The organism is uncultured Capnocytophaga sp. (assembly GCF_963525585.1).
Taxonomy (GTDB): domain Bacteria; phylum Bacteroidota; class Bacteroidia; order Flavobacteriales; family Flavobacteriaceae; genus Capnocytophaga.
Genome location: NZ_CAURLX010000012.1, coordinates 1 through 19,301 on the forward strand (window position 1 = coordinate 1; position 19,301 = coordinate 19,301).

Sequence of the window (19,301 nt, forward strand, 5' to 3'; positions counted from 1 at the left end):
CATAGAAAGCAAAATCATCCTAATTTCACTTCTATATACACCTCTACAATAAAAAACTTTCCCTTCCTAAGAGAAAGGGAAAGTCAAAAACTTAAAAAACAAAGAAAATCGATCTTATTATGCTCCTTTACTTGCTAAGAAGGAACCAAAGATTGCTATCCTTAGTGCTGGTAAGCAAGTAATAATCATTATACTGAGTACTATTAACTGTATAAGGTCCCTTTTCAGCTATTCTCCTGTAAAGCCTTACCAATGGGGAGAAATACTGGATATTATTCTTATAATCTCCTTCGCTATAAGCTACATTGGTAGAAGGTCCCTTGAGTACCATTTGTATTTGGTCAGGATGTTCAGGTACACCTTGGAAATCTACCTCATAGAATGTCCATACGCCACCACTATAAGGAGATGCATAGGAGATATACTTAGACAATCCCGCGGTGGATTCACTATCGCTTCCCTTGATATTCTTCACATAGAGATAAGGATCCCTTAGGAGGTCATACCAAATTTGTTGGCGAGCGATTTCGTTCTTGGCTTCTGTGTACATCGCAAAAATACCTGCAGAAACATAGCCATATTCTTCATTAAAAAGGATTTCCTTAGCCGTATCGGTAATCTCTATAGGAGAAGAGACAAAGTTGGCAGCAATAGTTCCGTCGGGAGTAGTAAGAGCCGTCTGGGTGTCATTGATATACAATTCATCTATAGAAACCCCTTCTATAACAACAGGTTCATAGAGCTTAATCCCCTTATCTGTATAGATATAAGCCTGCTGTACTTTCTGATTATCATAGCTAAAGAGCAATTGGCGATAGCCAGGGGAAAGATTTAGCTTTACGGTTTTGCCCGCTACAGTAATAGGATTAAGAGCTTTTCCTATGAAGAGCTGTATATTTTGACGTATTTTGTTCAAATATGCCTCACGATTTCCAGAGAAACGGGTAAGGGTCATTAGGTTGCGAGAGGTTCTACCTTGTAAAGTGTAAGTATCGCCTTCTTTTTTGATAATATCATAGAAAATATCCCCTCCACGAGCATTGGGATGCTGAGCTGAAGTGGTTCTGAAGTGATGTAGCACTTCATTATAAGTATCAAAGCTCAGGGAAAGCTTTTCGGTGAGCTGATAGGAATAGAAAGAAGCTACTTCATCATTATTAATCATAAATTCAGAGGAAGCCACAACTTTTCCATTATTGAGCTTGAGAAGAATATTATACCCTCCTATCGCTCGATGTACATAATCGGTAGTTTCCAGTCCTTGCCTATACACCTCTGGATAACACGAGAGCAACCAGTAACCATCGTATTCTAAGGCGGTTTTATTCTCATTGAGCTTATCTGCAGTACGTTCTGCAGGGGTTTTATCAAAGACTTCTTCCTGCCTATAATCACAAGAAGTCCATAAAGACGCTCCCAAAAGTAATATAATGTATTTTCTCATAAGTTCTTTTTTAATTATTCTAAGGTAGTGAAATCTTTTCTAGGAACGGTATTTCCTTCGAAATCTTTTCCTACTACATAGGGATAACGGCTACGAATTTCAGCACGTAATTCATCCAAATTGATATTCCATTCATTAGAGAGATAGCTCTTTATAATACCGATTTTCTGTTCTATCTTCTGCTTTCCTGTATAGGTCTCTGTAGAACGAATTTTTGCATTAGCTGTTTGAAGTTCTTCCTCCCATACTTTAGTAGAGAAATAAGGACGGTAAGTATTGGGGTTCTGTAGGGTTCCATAATTGACGAACTTTGCTTTCCAAGCTGTATAAAGAGCATCATTAAAGCCATCATTATTGGCATCAGTACCTGGGTGATTGGCAATATCACATCCACAGTCCAATGTAGCGTTATAATAGACGATATAACGAGCGATCATCTCCACAAAGTCCTCATCCTTATCAAAGGAAGAATAAGCGGTCATAAAGCCGGCTTTAAGAAAATCATCTCCTGTCCATACAGACCAGCTATCTCTTTTGTAATCAGAGGCTGAGACCCTTTCATAGTCAGAGGTGTAGAGCTTGGCTTGGTGCCAAGTGTGGGCATTCTCGTGATAGAGAGTAGCCAGCATATTCTCATTCAGATAATAAATATTATCCGTCTTGAGATGGTTCATCTCCAAGAGGTGAATTTTGACTCCTGCCACAGCAAAACCTACGTACTTATTCCCGTTAGGAGCAAATGCAGGTTCTCCTATGAGAATGACCGTATTAAAGGAGTGTTCTTTCATAAACTGCTTAGAAGTTACCTTGATATAAGGTTCTATAAATAGGTAACTGAACACATTGGAAAAAACAATCGCTTTTTCATACTTAGTAGGAGTGAAAGTATATCCTCTGTTGATTTCACGTTCTAGAAATCGGTAGATGATGCGAATCCCATAGGGACGAGCAAAATCTCTTTCCAAGCGATCATCTAAGGGAGTATGGGTATCCATCACTTGGGTTCCTTCCTCTCCCCCAAGCTTACTTTCGGAAGATACCTTATCATTACTACAGCTGAAAAGAAAAGGAAGAGATGCTAATATATATAGTATTTTTTTCATAAGTAAAGTATTTGTTATCTAGGATTAGGTTGTATGCCTGCCTTAATAGAAGAGGCTGGAAGCTGAATGGCTCTACGCTCATCGGAAGCCGGAAGACTTGCTTTGAACTCGTTCAGGTGCCTATCTACATTATCAGTCTGGAAACGAGACACTTCTATATTATATCGCTTAACATCTTGCCAGCGTAAGCCTTCGCCAAGGGTAAGGATACGACGACACTGAAGCAAGTAATGTAAGAGCGGTTCCGCAGTACCATCATTGGCAATAGGAAAAGAGGGGGTCAGCTGTTTTTTCTGGGTAAGACCGTCCTGAGTATTCTGAGAATAAGCCATTGCGTTATAGAAGGACTTTACTTGGTCTAGAGTTACCTCATTACGAGAGGAATAACTTAAGATCGTCTTCTGTTGGATAAACTTAGATGTCCAGAGGTTCAAATCCTTCAAGGCAGCTTCATATTCTCCCTTATGAATTTTTGCTTCGGCACGTACCAAGAGTGTCTCATCTGTTGTGAAAGGAACAATTACGGTTCTAGAGGTACTTCCAGTAGAAAAAGAAGGAAATTTATCAAAGAAAACAGTACTATTACGCCCATTATCTACCTTAATAGGCATAAACCAATAGAATTCGTATCCATAATTATTTTTCCCTGATTTTCCTTGAGGATCCCATACATTCTTAGCCTCAATAGTCTGTGTTTCGGAGATAAAAACATTATGTGTATAACGCTTTGCCACCCCTTGGGTATAATAAGCAGTAGGAAGCTGAGAGGAAATAGGTAAAAGCAATAAGTTAGCCTCTATATCTTCACGTGCATAGTATAGGGCTCGACTTCCTTGGTTAGTACTTCCTGCCTTATTCACATCACGGAAATCTTCCCAATTCCTAAGCAAAGACTTAGTAGTAACATCATTGGTAGAAAGGACATTATTGGTATATTCTATTGCCTTGTCCCAATTCTGGTAATAGAGATAGAAACGAGCGGCAAAGGCATTAGCTGCTTTCTTGTTAAAGTGATACTTAGGCATCTGGTAATAACTATCCTCTATCAATGGAAGTCCTTCCTGTAAGTCGGCAGCAATATGCTGATAGACCTGAGCTACAGTACTTCTACCATACTTAGGATCCAGCTTCGTCTCAGAGGTAAGTGCATAAGGTATCCCCAAGTCGGCATTACTAGTAGTAGGATTATACGCCTTACAGAAGGTATTGACCAGCTCAAAATGTGCATAAGCACGTGCTAGCAAAGCCTCTGCTTTGGCTGGGTTGAGCTTAGGATCATTTCCTAATTTAGCAATTCCTTCTAAGGCTTCATTAGCGTGACTAATGGCTTTATAGTTCTGTGTCCATACATATTCCAGCCCTTCATAGTTCCCATATTCATTAATAGTTTTCCAATAAACGACCTCGTCAGTAAGGTAATTAAAGTCCGTTACGATAGTTCCATTATCAGCTATATTATCACTAGAATACTCATTAAGCATCATAGCACTCGCCCCAGGGTAAGCATTCACTAACACTCGCTTAATACGCTCTGGAGAATTCACAGGTACTTGGCTATCAGGAAGCTCATCAAGGAGATCACTACAAGAAGAGAACAAAGAGATGCCTGCTATCAGGTATATTATTTTTTTCATTATTCACTGTTTTAAATTATTATTACAATCCTATGCGCAAGGTAAAAATCAATCGCTTAGGAGAGATAGGAGTATGTCCATTGGCTAGGAAGTCAGGGTCATCACCATTAAGTTTCTTATCAGCATAGAGAAGTGCCAAGTTAGTAGCTTGTAGCTTCACACTAAGCTGACGAATACGGCTTTCTCGTAAGAAATTTCTATCAAAGGTATAGCCTAAAGAAATTTCTTTCAGACGGATATTATCCCCTTTGGCGATACGTACGTCAGAATAGTCATAAGTTAGATAGGCTTGGTTAAGCTCTTTCCAGCCATTGAATAATCTTTGGTACATATAGGTTGTATAGAGAACAGGCACATCGGTTTTGTTCTCATCACCAGGGTATTGCCAACGGTTATTAAGCTCTCGTGGCACTGTAGTATAGTCATTGTATATATTTCTCATTCCTCTTAGGCGCACGACGTTTCCATAAGAATAGGTCAGTACCACTCCTAAAGAGATTCCTTTGTAATTAAGGGTATTCGTAAAGCTTCCCTTATCGGTAGGAATAAGCGTTCCAGAGTATTTTAGAAAATCTACATTCGGACTATCAAAACGTACTCCGTTGATGGTCGTTTCTCCATTTTGATCTTTGAAAGTAGGGAGTCCTCTATTATCCAATCCGTTAAAAGGTACTGAGAAAAGGGATTTTAAAGGATAACCTTCTTTGGCAAATCCTCCTTGTGAAGTAGCTTTCTTAGAGTTATACCCAACCATATCCTGAATAGTAGGATTGGTAAGGAGCTTGGTTACTTCATTGGTTGCACGAGAATATACAAAAGAAGTTCTCCAAGAGAAATCAGCTGTTTTGATATTGGTAGTTTCCAAGCCTATTTCCAATCCTTGAGTACGCATCTCTGCCATATTTCCTTTTTTGACAATAGTACCACTGACTCCTTGTGTGGTAATTCCTCCTATAAGGTCATAATTCTTACGGTTGAACCAAGTCAAAGATAAGTTCACACGGTCATTGAAGAGTCCAAAATCCGCCCCTAGGTTTAGTTCTTGGTTTTTCTCATAAGTAAGGTCGTGGTTGGCTGTATTGGAGATGCTCAATCCCAACTCTCTCTGAGAGGAGTTACGCCAAGGGTCATTCGTATAGATTTGAGAAAGGGAGTTGCTCACTGAAGGAGCTACGGCAGTTACCCCAAAAGAAGCGTTGAAGCTTAGGTGAGAAATTGGTTTAAGATATTGAAAGAAGTGCTCTTGAGTTACATTCCAGCTCACTCCTGTATTCCAAGTAGGCATCCAGCGGATATAAGGAGAAGGACCAAACTGGTTAGAAGCATCATAGCGCAAGGTACCATTGACGGTATAGCGATTCTTAAAGGTATAGGTAGCATTCCCGAAGAATGCTTGATTGTTATTAATAGTATTATTCAAGCTATAATAAGTATACCCTTGTTCTTGCCAGAACTGGAACCATTTGTAGGAATAAGTCCCATAATTTCCAGAGTTATATAAGAGCCCAAAATGATCTGTAATATCATTCGTATGCTTAGCATTATCCATTTCAAATCCTCCAAAGAGTCCGAGCGTATGTAATCCATTGGCAAAAGAATCATTATAATTGAGGGTAGCTCGGAAAGTATTAGCGGTAGTGGTCGCTTCTGTTTTTCTACGAATACCTCCTTCAGGAAGTACCGATACAGGCAAAGCAAATGGATTGTTGGGATCTTTGTAGAGATACTTATTATAGGTTCTTATTAAGGCATTGGGCATATACCTAAATGAGTTCGCATAATTTGAGTTTTCATTCAGTTCCTTATTGGCTATATTGGACTGATAACGAATAGCGCCCATTAGAGTAGCTTTAACTTTAGGTGTAATTTTATAAGTAAGCTGAGCTTGAAGTCTCAATGTTGCTATATCAGTATCTGTATAGGAGTTATTAATCTCTTCCAAAGCATTGTAAGGCGTATATCTATACTTATAATGTTCCTTGGGATCCAAAATACGAGAATGAGTAAGCGCATAATTATAAATAGATCCTTCTGTTATAATTGGTGTAGATTGTGTTTTATAAGAAAGGTCTGTGATAACATTCAAGGAAAACTTAGAAGAGAGGTTATAGTTCGCATTAAGGTTTCCTGAATATTGGGAATAAGTAGTGTTCTTTTGCCAGCCTGGGTCAGAAAGGAGGCTTAAGGAAGCATAATAAGAGGATTTATCACTTCCAGAAGAAAAAGAAAGTGTATGGTTCTGCATAATACTTGTCTGGAAGAGCTCCTTGAACCAGTTGGTATTCCTTTTTTCAGCGGCTTGCATATAAGCCAATCGTCCTTCAGGAGTATTGGGTACAGCGAAATTCCCATTAGCATCTACTACATTGTGTAACTCGTACATTCTACCCATCAATCCTTTTCTCTCCCAGATAGAAGTAATATCAGGGGTAAGGTGTCCTCCACGAATCAACTCCTGAATAACAGACATCTGGTCTTGAGAATTCATAATATTATATTCCCCATAAGTAGGAATAAAACGAAAAGTAGATTCATTCGTATAAGTAATAGTACTTGCTCCTGAAGTACCTTTCTTAGTAGTTACCACTACCACACCAGCAATAGCTCGAGGACCATATACCGCTGTAGCAGAAGCATCCTTAAGCACCTTAAAGCTCTCAATGCTCTCAGCAGTAAGCCCAGGAATAGCTGAAGCAATCAGCATTTTAGCATCATCAGAGACGAGCTCCTCAGGCTTAAGGTCTATATCATCCTGCAGAATCACCCCATTGAGTACCCATAGAGGTTTTACTTCTTTGGAAATAGAGGTTTGCCCACGGGTATTGGTATTCATAGGAGCAGAAACCTCTTTTTTAGTAAGCTGTTCACCTGTTGCTAGCAAAGTAACATCTACAACAGAAGAAGTAGGAGTTATTTCCTGCGTTTGCATTCCTTTCAAAGAAAAAACCAAGGATTGCCCCTTGGAGAGAGTCAGGGTATAAAGCCCATCAAAATCGGTGTGAGTAGAAAGGGATGTCCCCTTAACCGTCACCAAAACCCCTGAGAGGGGCTTGGACTTAGCGTCCTTGACCGCCCCAGAGATTTTTAATTGCTCCTGAGCGAAGGAGGCAACGCCTCCTCCCAGAAAGAGCAATAGCATTAGTAGCATTTTCATTCTCAATGTATTCATATCTTATTTTTCTTGTTGTTCCCTCTGAAAATAAACAGCTTTTTCAAGCAAAATCAAGCTTTTCCTTGCTGTAAATTTGAGTTACAAAGTTACAAAAAAGAAACGAATCCAGTCATTTTTTTAACATAAAAAATCCTTACAAAATAAGACTAAGAACTCTTTTTTATTAAATAACTGTTAATCATACACATTCACTCTACTATTGATATAAAACAACAGCCCCAAGCAATGTCTTTGACCATCAAAAGTACTTCCCTTCTTCTAGACAATAAAAAAATCCCTTCACTAAGGAAAGGATTTTCAAGGTTTGTTACACATTTTTTATTTCTTAACAAGCATCCACACATTAGCATCTCTTGCTGCGGTGAGCTTATAATAATCATCTGAATATTCCTCTACAATATAGGGGGATTGCTTAGCTATGTCCTCCATAAACTTCCCTAAATGCTCTCTACAATAGAACAAATGGTTTCCTTCATCCTTAGGGTTATTTATAAGAATTTTCACCTGATTAGCCGCTCCTGCCACTCCTACAAAGTCCATCATATAGTAAGCAGTGAGCTTGTAGGTGTCATCTGTATCATAGACATTCTCCATATAGAATCCTGTGGATCGGTCTCCTTCGTTTCCATCCATTGTAAGAAAGAGCAATTGTTCAGAAAGGGTAAATCCTGGTAATAAGCGAGCTGTTCTGCGCCTAGTGGTATTGAAACTTCTAACCAAAGAAGGAGACACATAACCGTTCAAGAACCATATCTGGAAGCTACTTCCCGCTGTTGTAGGAGGAAGCAGAGGAGACGTTACAAAATCCGAGCTGATACTTCCGTCAGGGGTAGTCAAGGCAGTCTTAGCATCGTTCAGGTAGAACTCTGAGAGAGTATGCCCATTAATAGTCACTGGCTCATAGAGCTTGATTCCCTTTTCGGTAAGGATAAAAGCCCGTTGTTCATACTTACGTCCTTCGTCATAGATGAAAGCCAACTGACGTACGCTGGGAAAGAGGTCAAGCTTCACTTCTACCCCTCCTACTTGGATAGGAGAAAGTCCTTTGTTCTTAAGTACATCTCGGTTTTCTCGGATTTTGTTAAGGAAAGCCTCTCTATCGGTAGTGAGCTTGGTCAGGGTCATTATATTTTCATTTCTTTTCCCTTTGAGAGTGAAACCTCCATCTTGCTCTTTTTCGATAATAAAATCCACTTCTCCTCCTTTAGCATTAGGAAAGTTAGACGTTACGTGAGAGAAATGATGGAGTACTTCTCCATAAGTATTGAAACTCAAAATCGGAAATTCCGCCAATGAATAAGTATAGCGAGAGGTATCTTCGTCATTAGTCGTTTTCACCTCTGAAGAGGCGGTTACCTTTCCTTCTGAGAATTTCAGGACAAAATTATACCCTCCTAAAGCATGGTGGTACTTAGGATAATCATTGGTAGAAGGAAAAATTGTAGGATAATAAGGATATACCCAAAAACCATCTCGATATTCTTCAGGATAGTAGGTAAGAAGCCAATATCCATTATCTCCTTCCAGAACTTGCTTATATTTGCCTAAAACAGAGAGGGTACGCTCTGTAGGTTTTTGTTCGAAAACAGGATCTTCCTTATACTGGCAAGCAGTAAGAGAGAGCAAAGCAAGGCATAAGCTGATATATTTTTTCATAATTAATTGTCATTTAAGTTAGAGAAATCTTTTCTGGGCACTGTATTTCCATAGAAATCTTTCCCTACTACATAAGGGTATCGGCTACGGATTTCAGCACGTAGGGCATCAAGGTCAATATTCCAAGTGGTGGAAAGATAGTTCTTCATAATGGCTATTTTTTGCTCTATCTTTTCCTTACCTGTATACTGTTCTGTATCACGGATTTTCGTATTGGCACGCTCCATCACCTCTTGCCATACTTGAGAAGAATCATAATTTACATAGCGGTTATCATAGAGCAATCCATAGTTCCAGCGCTTATTTCTCCAATTGTAATAAGCCACAGCATCATAACCATCAGGGAAACTCTGCAAATCAGGATCAGAGGAATTCCTACCCCATTTAGTCTGGTCAGTAGTAGCACAGTTACAACCATCCAAATCTGCATTGAAGAAAACAATATAGCGGGCTAAAAGCTCTACGAAGTCCTCATCTTTGTTAAAGCTGGAATATCCTGTAATAAACCCTGCCTTGAGGTAATCTTCTCCTTGCCAAGAGGTTGTCCAGTTTCCTCCTTTATAGTCATTTCCTGAAATTCTCTCATACTCAGGGTCAAAACGAATAGACTGATGCCAAGTATGAGCATTCTCGTGGTAAAGAGTTACCAAGATATTATCATTGAGCCAATAGATATTATTAGGTTCTGTATTATTAATCTCGGTAAGGTGAATCTTGACTCCTGCTACAGCAAGCCCTACCAGCTTAGACCCATTGGGGTTAAAGGCAGGGTCTCCTATAAGGATTAGTGTCCTAAAAGAGTGCTCATTGAGGAACTTCTGGGAGGTCATCTTCACATAAGGCTCAATAAAGAGATATTTGAAGATATTGGCGAACTCCACTGCTTTTTCATATCTTACAGGAGAAAAAGTATAAGTACGGTCTACTTCTTCCTCGATAAACTGGTATAATACGCTTATATTATAGGGTTTCTCTACATTGTTATAGAGGTATCTATCCAGTTCGTTCTGAGGGTTAATCCGCTCATTATGCTCTATAGAGGGCATTAAGGAACTTTCATCAGAAAGTTTGTCATTAGCAGTACATCCTACAAGGCTTACTGCTAGGAGAGAATATAGTATTTTTTTCATAAGTTCAGTGTTTTATCTTGGGTTGGGTTCCATTCCTGCTCCTAAGACCTCATCGGGGAGCTGGAAAGTGTTTCTAAGATCTCCGGAGGTAAGTATATCGGATACTTGATAGGTTCCGTTTCCATATTTTTGGTAACGAGGCACTTCTATATTGTACCGCCTAATGTCCTGCCAGCGGAGTCCTTCGCCAAGAGTTAGGATACGGCGACACTGAAGCAGGTAGTGTAGCATAGCTGTTTGATCTTCCGAAAGGGTGTTGGTAAAAGTAGGATGAAGATTTTTCTTCTGAGTAACTCCTTCCACAGTACTTTGGGAATAAGGCATATTGGTATCATTATAGAAAGTCTTGATATCATCTACCGTAAAACCTGTATTTCTATTGGTAGAGCCTCGTATAGTTAGTACCTTAACATAGCCCTTAGTCCAAAGGTTCAGGTCTTTGATAGCTCCCTCAAGGTCATTTTTCATAATCTTTGCTTCGGCACGTACCATAAGGGTTTCATCGGTAGTAAAAGGCACAATGATAGTCCCATAGAGGTCAGATCCTCGTTTAAAACGAGGAAATTTCCCCATCAGTACAATATCATATTCCCTACCTCCCGTATTGTTCGTAAAGGGAAGGAACCAATAGCGAGAATACCCATTGGTAGCATTCTGTGCTAAGGGATCCCAAAGGTTACGTGCTCCTAAGGTCTCTTTTTCAGAGACAAAGAAGTTATGGATATAGCGAGCAGGATTGTTTTCGTTAAAATAACTTGCCTCAGAGATTTCTGTATAGGTAGGTTGTAGCATTAGGTTGGCATCTATGTTTTCCTTGGTATAATAGAGGGCATAGTTATTCCTACGAGTGGAACCTATCTTGGCAGCATCACCGAAATCGCTCCATTTCCTAAGGAGATTGGTAGTGGTAGCATCATTCTCTGTAAGGACTACATTGGCATAGGCTATTGCCTTATCCCACTGCTGGTAATAGAGAAAGAAGCGAGCGGCAAAGGCATAAGCAGCCTTTCTATTGAAGTGATACTTAGGCATTTGATAATAGTTATCATCAATTAGGGGAAGTCCAGCCTCAATATCTGTAGCAATTTTTTGATAGAAGTCAGCTACATTCCCACGAGGATATTTTACAATGAGCTTATCCTCTATCTGGGTCATATAGGGAAGTCCCAAATCAGTACTACTGGTAGTAGGATTATATGCTTTACAGAAGACATTGGCTAAGCAGAAATGTGCATAAGCACGAATCATCAGCGCTTCCCCTTTGGCGGGGTTTAGGGAAGTGGCATTGCCCAACTTCTCTTCTATTGCTTTTAGGGCACGATTGGCAGAGGAAATAGCATCATAGTGGTATTCCCAAAAATAATGTAAGCCATCGTAGTCCCAATATTCTTTTACAGGTTTCCAATAGGCTGCCTCCCCTGCAAAGAAAGGTACATAAGGAATCACTTCCCCATTATCGGCAATATTATCCGAAGCAAGCTCTGTGATATAGGTAGCAGTTGTCTTAGGATAGGCATCAGTAAGTACCGCTTTTACCTCTTCGGGAGTGGAAATCTCCTGTAACCTTTTATCGGGCATCTCATCGAGTAAGTCATTACAGGAGGAGAGCGCAAAGGCAGTTATTATAAGTATATATATCTTTTTCATTGTCAATAGTTTTTAGGTTATAGTCCCACACGTAGGGTAAATATCAATCTCTTAGGAGCAATAGGGGTGTTGGAGATTAGGTAATCAGGGTCATCGCCATTGAGCCTCTTATCGGCATAAAGTAAGGCAAGGTTGGTAGCTTGCAACTTTACACTAAGCTGGCGAATACGAGTCTCCCGCAAGAAATTTTTATCAAAAGTATAACCTATAGAGATTTCTTTTAGGCGAATATTATCTCCCTTGGCTATACGCACATCGGAATAATCATAAGAGCGATAAGCTCTATCTAATAGACTATTATAACCATATCGGTACTGCTGGTAACCACTGAAGAGCACAGGAATATTAGTTTTTTTCTCATCTCCTGCGAACTGCCAACGGTCATTGACTTCATTAGGAATAGAAGTAGCATCCGCATAAGTACCGCTATAGATATTCCTAATTCCCTTAAGGCGTACCACATTTCCATAAGCATAGGTAAACACTACTCCTACTGATATTCCCTTGTAGGAGAAGGTATTGCCCAAGCTACCCCTATCGGTAGGAACAAGGGTTCCTGAATACTTAAGGAAATCTACCCTTCTGTCCTTCATATCAATATTGAAGCGAGTGGAGTTGCCCTGTTGGTCAAGGAAAGTAGGGAGTCCCTCCCCATCCAAGCCATTGAAAGGTACTGAGAAGAGAGAGCTTAGGGGATATCCTTCTCGAGAGAATCCTCCAGTTCCTGTATAACCTACCATATCCCCTATAGTAGGAGCGGTGTTGAGCTTGGTAATTTCATTGGTATTATAAGAATGTACAAAGGAAGTTCTCCAAGAGAAGTCCGCTGTCTTGATATTGGTAGTTTCCAAGCCTATTTCAAGCCCTCGACTACGCAATTCAGCTATATTACCACTCTTGGTGATAGTCCCCCCTACCCCTTGTGTAGTTACATTCCCTATAAGGTCATAGCTCTTACGCTGAAACCAAGTCAAGGATACATTCAATCGAGATTTGAACAAACCAAACTGAGTGCCAAGGTTTAGCTCTTGATTTTTCTCATAAGTAAGGTCATTATTAGCCAAATTAGAACGATAGATACTGGGTTCCCTTTCAGCAGAGTTACGCCAAGCCAACTGATAATACAGCTGTGCTAAGGAATTACTCATAGAAGGCGCTACTGCTGTTACCCCATAGGAAGCACTGAAACTTAAGTGTGAGAAAGGCTTGAGAGAGGAGAAGAATTTCTCCTGAGCTACATTCCAAGTAACTCCTACATTCCAAGTAGGCATCCAGCGGACAAAGCGGGCTCGACCAAACTGGTTCGAAGCATCGTAGCGTAAGGTACCATTGAGTGTATAGCGACTATTATAGGTATAGGAGGCATTCCCGAAGATAGCCTGGTTATTATCCACTGTATTGGTAATATCATAATAATCCTCGGACTGTTCTTGGAGGTATTTGAAGAAATTATAGGTATAAGCTCCCAAATTTCCTGCATTATAGATAGTTCCATAAAACCTATTGGTGTCATCCGTTTTTTTAGTATTATCCATATCAAACCCTCCATAGAGTGCTACTGTATGAAGCCCGTCAAGGAAAGTATCATTATAGTTCAGGGTAGCACGGAAGTTATTTCCATTGGAAGTACGTACGCGCTTGATACGCACCCCTCCTTGAGGAAGTACCACCTGAGGAATAGAAAATGGATCATTAGGATCTTTGTAGAGATAGGAGTTATAATCCCTTACCGTTTCATTAGGAGCAGCTCTAAAGCGTTCTGCATAGTTGGATTTTTCAGTTCGTTCTGTATTACGGATATTGGACTGGTAGCGGATAGCTCCCATCACTACTGCCTTGAGCTTAGGGGTGATATTATAAGTAAGCTGTCCCTGAAGGCGCAAGGTAGCCAAGTCTCTTGTAAGATAGTCATTATCTATCTCACTGAGAATATTACGGGGTGCATAATAGTAGGAATAGCTATCTTTAGGGTCGAAGGTACGAGGATAGGCCAAAGCATATTCATATAAGTTGGTATAAGAACTTCTCTGCTCTTGATAAGATAGGTCGGTTATCACATTAAGGCTGAGCTTAGAGGAGAAGTTATAATTGGCATTAAGGCTTCCCGCATACTGGTTCATTGTATTCCCTTTTTGCCATCCTGGGTCAGAGAGAATATTCAAGGAGGCATAATAGGTGGATTTTGCCCCTCCTGCTGATAGGGATAGGGTATGATTCTGCATAATGCTTGTCTGGAAAAGCTCCTTGAACCAGTTGGTATTTCTACGTTCTGCAGCTCTTAAATATGCCAAGCGCCCTTCTTCTGTATTGGATACCAAGGGTTGCCCATTACTCCCGAGAACATTCATTAGCTCATACATACGCCCTACCACTCCCTTGGTGCGAGCGGTTACAAAATAATTAGCAGGCATACGTCCTTTTCGCATAGCTTCTTGTAGGAATCCCATTTGATCTTGGGAGTTCATAATGTTATATTGGTTATAAGAAGGAATCATTCGGAAAGTAGATTCATTGGTATAGGTAATAGTACTACTTCCAGAATTCCCTTTTTTAGTGGTAACCACCACCACCCCTGCAATAGCACGAGGTCCATAGACAGCGGTAGCTGAGGCATCTTTAAGCACCTTAAAGCTTTCGATACTTTCAGCTGTAAGCCCAGGTATAGCAGAGGCAATCAGCATCTTGGCATCACCTGAGACAAGGTCTTCAGGCTTGAGGTCTACCTCATCCTGAAGAATCACTCCATTAAGCACCCAAAGGGGTTTGGCTTCCTTAGCAATAGAAGTTTGCCCTCGGGTATTGGTATTCATCGGGGTTTCTCCTTCTTTTTTTTCTTTGGAAGCGACCTCTCCTTCACGAAGCATAGCAATATCTACAATAGCTCCTTGAGGGGTAACCTCCTGAGAGGTCATTCCTTGTAGAGAGAAGACCAAGGTCTGTCCCTTGACTATTGTCAAGGAATACTTTCCTTCAAAATCAGTATAGGTATTCTGTGAAGTACCCTTCACACCCACCTGCACTCCCACAAGTGGCTTAGACTGAGTGTCCTTAACCACTCCTGAGACTTTCAATTGCTCCTGAGCAAAGGAAGCATAACTTCCTGTAAGAAGGAGCAAGATTGTTAGTAACATCCTGAATTTTAATGTATTCATATTTTAATTTTTCTACTGTTATCTAAAAAAGGAAAGCTTTCTTGATATATGTAAAACTCCCTTTATCCTGAAATAGAATAGCAAAATTAAAAAAAACAAATGGTTTTATCTATTTTTTTAACACAAAAAAAATATTTATAAAACCCAATAGATTATTATTTATTAATATTTGTTAATTTGATTAAGAGCTATCAATGAGCTCTCAGCTGATATAAGGATCCATACTCATATTCATTGAAAAAACCTTCTCCCTAATACTGAGGAAGAAGGTTTCTATTCAAAAAAAGAAAAGAAGCATCTCTTATTTGTTCAAATGTAACCAATATTCACTATTATTTACACTAGTAAGTTTATAATAAGTTCCCATATCTTCTACCTGATAAGGACTTTGGGTTTCAAGTTCTTTGTAAAGAATATTCACTAGATAGGAAAAGAATTGAATATAATTCTTCCGAGCTCCTGACCTATAAGCCTCATTATCAGCAGGGTCTTTCAGTAGGATACGCACTTGATCAGAGTGTTCCCCTACAGCTACAAAGTCAGCTTCATAGTAGGTTGCCGCTCCATAAGTATTATCACTACTGGTTACATATTTGTAGAATCCTGTGGCATCTTGATCATCATTTCCATTGAGAATCTGTACTTTTAACACCTTATCCCAAGACATATCATACCAAGAATACTCCCACTGTGTCCAAGCATTGGTATTGTTAAAAGTATTAGTAAAAGCAGTAGAGACCCCTGAGCCTCCAAAATCAATTGTTTTAGCTGTTCTCGTGATTTCTATAGGACAAGCTACCAAGGTAGTAGAAATAGCCCCATCTGGCGTTTTCAGAGCTGTATTATCATCATTAAAATTCAATTGATTAAGGGTAACTCCATTAATAGTTATAGGCTCAAAAAAAACAATTCCTCTATCAGTCACTCTGAAGGCTTGTTGCTTGATTTCACTACCATAGGAGAACACAATCTGGCGATAGCTAGGAAAGAGCATCAGGCTTACAGAGGTACCTCCAAGAGTGATAGGAGTTAAGCCCTTACCTCTTAGGAGAGCTACATTTTCCCTTACTTTATTAAGGTAAGTTTCTCTATTCCCAGAGAACTTTTCTAAGGACATCTCTACATTAGAAGAGCGTCCCATTACGGTGAAAGTATCACCTTCCTTTTTCTGGATTACAAATTCAATATCTCCTCCACGAGCATTAGGAAACTGTCCTGAGGTTCTTCTAAAGTGGTGAAGTACTTTGTTATAGGTATCAAAACTCAGAGTAGGTCCCTCTGTTATCTGATAGGTAAAGAAAGAAGCTACTTCATCATTAGTTGTTTCCACCTCTGAGGAAGCCCATACTTTTCCTGATTTGAGCTTTAGGAATATATTATATCCCCCAAGCCCCCGATCCGCTCTGGGATAGCTAGCAATACTTCTATTTACCTGAGGATAATAGGAAAGAAGCCAATAGCCATCATATTCCAAATCTTTTTTATAAGCATCAAGGGTTTCTGTGGTTCTTCCTGCGGGTTTTTCATCAAATACTTCTGGTTCCTTATAGGTACAAGCAGCTATAAGTGGGAATATTAGGGTTAGTAGAATATATTTTTTCATATGCGAGTTCTAATCATCAGTTAATACAGAAAAATCTTTTCTAGGGACAGGATTTCCTTCAAAATCGCTACCCACTACATAAGGATAACGGCTACGTATTTCCGCACGGAGCTCATCAAGATTGATATGCCACTCATCAGTAAGGTACTTCTTAAGAATAGCTAGTTTTTGTTCTATTTTTTGCTTCCCCGTATAGGTTTCTGTAGGACGAATTTTGGAATCGGCTCGCTTGAGTTCCTCTTCCCATACCTTAGAGGATTCATAATAGTTCCATTCTCCATCATAAAGGCTACCATAGTTGGTGAATTTAGCCTTCCAAGCAGTATATAGAGCATCATTAAAGCCGTCACCATTAGTATCTAAGGAAGTATCAGTAGTAGCACAACCACAGTCCAATGTAGCATTATAATACACAATATAACGAGCTAAGAGCTCTACAAAGTCCTCATTACTGTTATAGCTAGAATATGCAGTGATAAAGCCTGCAGGAAGGAAATTACTGGTATTGCGATCCCAAGCCGTAATCCAGTTATCTCGCTTATAATCGGTAGCTGAGATACGCTCATATTCTGTAGAGAAAAGCTTTGCTTGATGCCAAGTATGAGCATTCTCGTGGTAAAGAGTCGCTAGGATATTGTCATTCAAGTAATAGATATTATTAGGTTCTATCTGATTGATTTCCAAGAGGTGAATCTTAATCCCTGCATTGGCAAAGCCAGTAATCTTAACCCCAGAAGGGTTAAACGCAGGCTCTCCTATCAGTACCACCGAATTAAAGGAATGTTCCTTCATAAACTGCTGTGAGGTTACCCTAATATAGGGTTCTACGAAGAGATAGTTAAAAACATTAACAAACTCTACTGCTTTTTCATATTGGGTAGGAGCAAAGGTATAAGAACGATAGATTTCACGTTCAAGGAATCGATAGACGATATCAATATTATATGGCTTAGAAAGCGTTTTCTCAATATAACGATCTAGCGCATTTTGAGGGTTTAAGCTCTGTTCATCACCTCCTTGAGAGAGAATACCACTCTCTGAAGAAGTATCATTATCTTTGCCACAGCTCAAGAAGAGTAGTGGAAGGATTATTAGTATATAGTATATTTTTTTCATAAGGCAAAAAGCTTTAATTATCTAGGGTTAGGCGTAGTTCCTGCCTGAATGACCATAGCAGGGAGCTGTAAGGTTCTTCTAAGGTCACTGGGTGGAAGTGTCGTCTTAACAGTGAATAGGTTACGATTGATATTATCCGTCTCATAACGGACAACTTCTATATTATACCTACGTACATCCTGCCAGCGCAAACCATCTCCAAGAGTTAGGATACGACGGCACTGAAGTAAGTAGTGTAAAAGAGGTTCCTGCTTACCATCATTAAGAAGCGTAAATGAAGGAGATAACCTTTTCTTCTGGGTAGCTCCTGTATTGGTAGCCTCAGAATAGTTGATATTATTATAGAAATCATAGACTGTCTGTAAATCATTTATGGTATTACGATTGGTATAACCACTTATCGTTTTAACCTGAATAAACTTAGAAGTCCACATATTGATATCCTCCAAGGCACTTTGGTAGTTAGCATCTCCTCCTAAAAGGATTTTTGCTTCAGCACGTACCAGAAGGGTTTCATCGGTGGTAAAAGGCACCATCACACTTCTAGAATAGTCTCCTGAGAAAATAGGCCATTTGTCAAAGAAAACAATATCATTTTCGTTACTAGAAGTTTTGATAGGCATAAACCAGAAGAACTCATATCCGAAGTTATTAGATCCTGTTTTTCCTTCTGGATCCCATAGGTTCTTGGTAGCCACAGTCTCTTGGTTGGCAATACGGCTATTGTGAGTATATCGGCGAGAATAGTCCTCAGAGATATAGTTGGTAATCTGGGAAAATACAGGCAATAACAGAAGATTGGCAGGGATATCCTCACGAGTATAATAGAGCGCACGGCTTCCCTGCTTGGTACTTCCCGCCTTATTTACATCTCGGAAATCCTCCCACTTCCTCAGTAAGCTGAGAGTCGTATTATTATTAGTAGTAAGTACCTCATTAGCGGCATCTATTGCTTTTTGCCACTGCTGGTAATAAAGGTAAAAACGAGCAGCAAAAGCATAGGCTGCTTTCTTGTTAAAATGATATTTAGGCTGCTCATAAAAGCTATCATTGATTAGTGGAAGTCCTTGGGTAAGGTCGGCATCAATCTGCTGATAGACCTGAGCGAGAGTTCCTCTGGGCTGTAGGTTGTTAAGCTCTTTTTCTGGCTCAGTCTTATAAGGGATTCCCAAATCGGTAGCGCTTTCGGTAGGATGGTAAGGCTTACAGAAAAGGTTGGCTAGCTCAAAATGCGCATAGGCACGTGCCACAAGAGCTTCTCCTTTAGCAGCTTGTAACTCGGAAGTGTTCCCTAATTTTTCTATTGCTTCAAGAGCTGTATTAGCGTGATTGATAGCTTGGTAATGGTATTGCCATACATTCCTAAGTCCTTCATAATCAAAATATTCCTGTGCAGGTCGCCAGTAAGCAACCTCTTCACTAAGAAAGTTAGAGTAAGTAATAAGGCTTCCTCCATCCCCGATATTATCTGAGGAAAGTTCGTTCAGCAAACTAGCACTTACCTGAGGGTAGGCATATACCAAGAGCTTCCCTACTTTTTCAGGAGTATCGATACGTACTTGCGCATCAGGAATTTCATCTAGGAGCTTATTACAGCCCGTAATGATGAACAAAGAGGTAAGTATAAGGGTAATTTTCTTCATA

General features: G+C 39.8%; 11 protein-coding genes. All 11 read right to left on the reverse strand.

The window, feature by feature from the left end; genetic code table 11:
• Window positions 1-127 precede the first annotated feature (127 nt).
• On the reverse strand, window positions 128-1,444 hold the full coding sequence (locus tag RYK20_RS04440) for a DUF4302 domain-containing protein (RefSeq protein WP_314894551.1): 1,317 nt from the start codon (window positions 1,442-1,444) through the stop codon (window positions 128-130).
• A 14-nt stretch (window positions 1,445-1,458) separates the two neighbouring features.
• Window positions 1,459-2,547 (reverse strand): substrate import-associated zinc metallohydrolase lipoprotein, encoded by a 1,089-nt coding sequence (locus tag RYK20_RS04445; protein WP_297978117.1) that lies wholly within the window; start codon window positions 2,545-2,547, stop codon window positions 1,459-1,461.
• 14 nt (window positions 2,548-2,561) lie between these two features.
• Window positions 2,562-4,181: a RagB/SusD family nutrient uptake outer membrane protein gene (locus RYK20_RS04450; RefSeq protein ID WP_314894552.1), complete on the reverse strand. Its 1,620-nt coding sequence runs from the start codon at window positions 4,179-4,181 to the stop codon at window positions 2,562-2,564.
• Between the two features lie 22 nt (window positions 4,182-4,203).
• Entirely contained in the window at window positions 4,204-7,350 is a 3,147-nt protein-coding gene (locus tag RYK20_RS04455) for a SusC/RagA family TonB-linked outer membrane protein (RefSeq protein WP_314894553.1), read from the reverse strand.
• 321 nt (window positions 7,351-7,671) lie between these two features.
• On the reverse strand, window positions 7,672-9,009 hold the full coding sequence (locus tag RYK20_RS04460) for a DUF4302 domain-containing protein (RefSeq protein ID WP_314894555.1): 1,338 nt from the start codon (window positions 9,007-9,009) through the stop codon (window positions 7,672-7,674).
• A gap of 2 nt (window positions 9,010-9,011) precedes the next feature.
• The gene (locus RYK20_RS04465) at window positions 9,012-10,139 is read right to left on the reverse strand and encodes a substrate import-associated zinc metallohydrolase lipoprotein (protein WP_314894556.1); all 1,128 of its coding nucleotides are present in this window, start codon (window positions 10,137-10,139) and stop codon (window positions 9,012-9,014) included.
• A 12-nt stretch (window positions 10,140-10,151) separates the two neighbouring features.
• A complete protein-coding gene (locus RYK20_RS04470) occupies window positions 10,152-11,786 on the reverse strand; it encodes a RagB/SusD family nutrient uptake outer membrane protein (RefSeq protein WP_314894557.1) in 1,635 nt (544 codons plus the stop codon).
• 17 nt (window positions 11,787-11,803) lie between these two features.
• Complete coding sequence (locus RYK20_RS04475; RefSeq protein ID WP_314894558.1) at window positions 11,804-14,938, reverse strand: SusC/RagA family TonB-linked outer membrane protein; 3,135 nt, start codon at window positions 14,936-14,938, stop codon at window positions 11,804-11,806.
• Window positions 14,939-15,239: 301 nt separating this feature from the next.
• Complete coding sequence (locus tag RYK20_RS04480; RefSeq protein WP_314894559.1) at window positions 15,240-16,541, reverse strand: DUF4302 domain-containing protein; 1,302 nt, start codon at window positions 16,539-16,541, stop codon at window positions 15,240-15,242.
• Window positions 16,542-16,550: 9 nt separating this feature from the next.
• The gene (locus RYK20_RS04485) at window positions 16,551-17,657 is read right to left on the reverse strand and encodes a substrate import-associated zinc metallohydrolase lipoprotein (protein WP_314801064.1); all 1,107 of its coding nucleotides are present in this window, start codon (window positions 17,655-17,657) and stop codon (window positions 16,551-16,553) included.
• Window positions 17,658-17,674: 17 nt separating this feature from the next.
• Window positions 17,675-19,300 (reverse strand): RagB/SusD family nutrient uptake outer membrane protein, encoded by a 1,626-nt coding sequence (locus tag RYK20_RS04490; RefSeq protein WP_314894560.1) that lies wholly within the window; start codon window positions 19,298-19,300, stop codon window positions 17,675-17,677.
• Window position 19,301 lies beyond the last annotated feature (1 nt).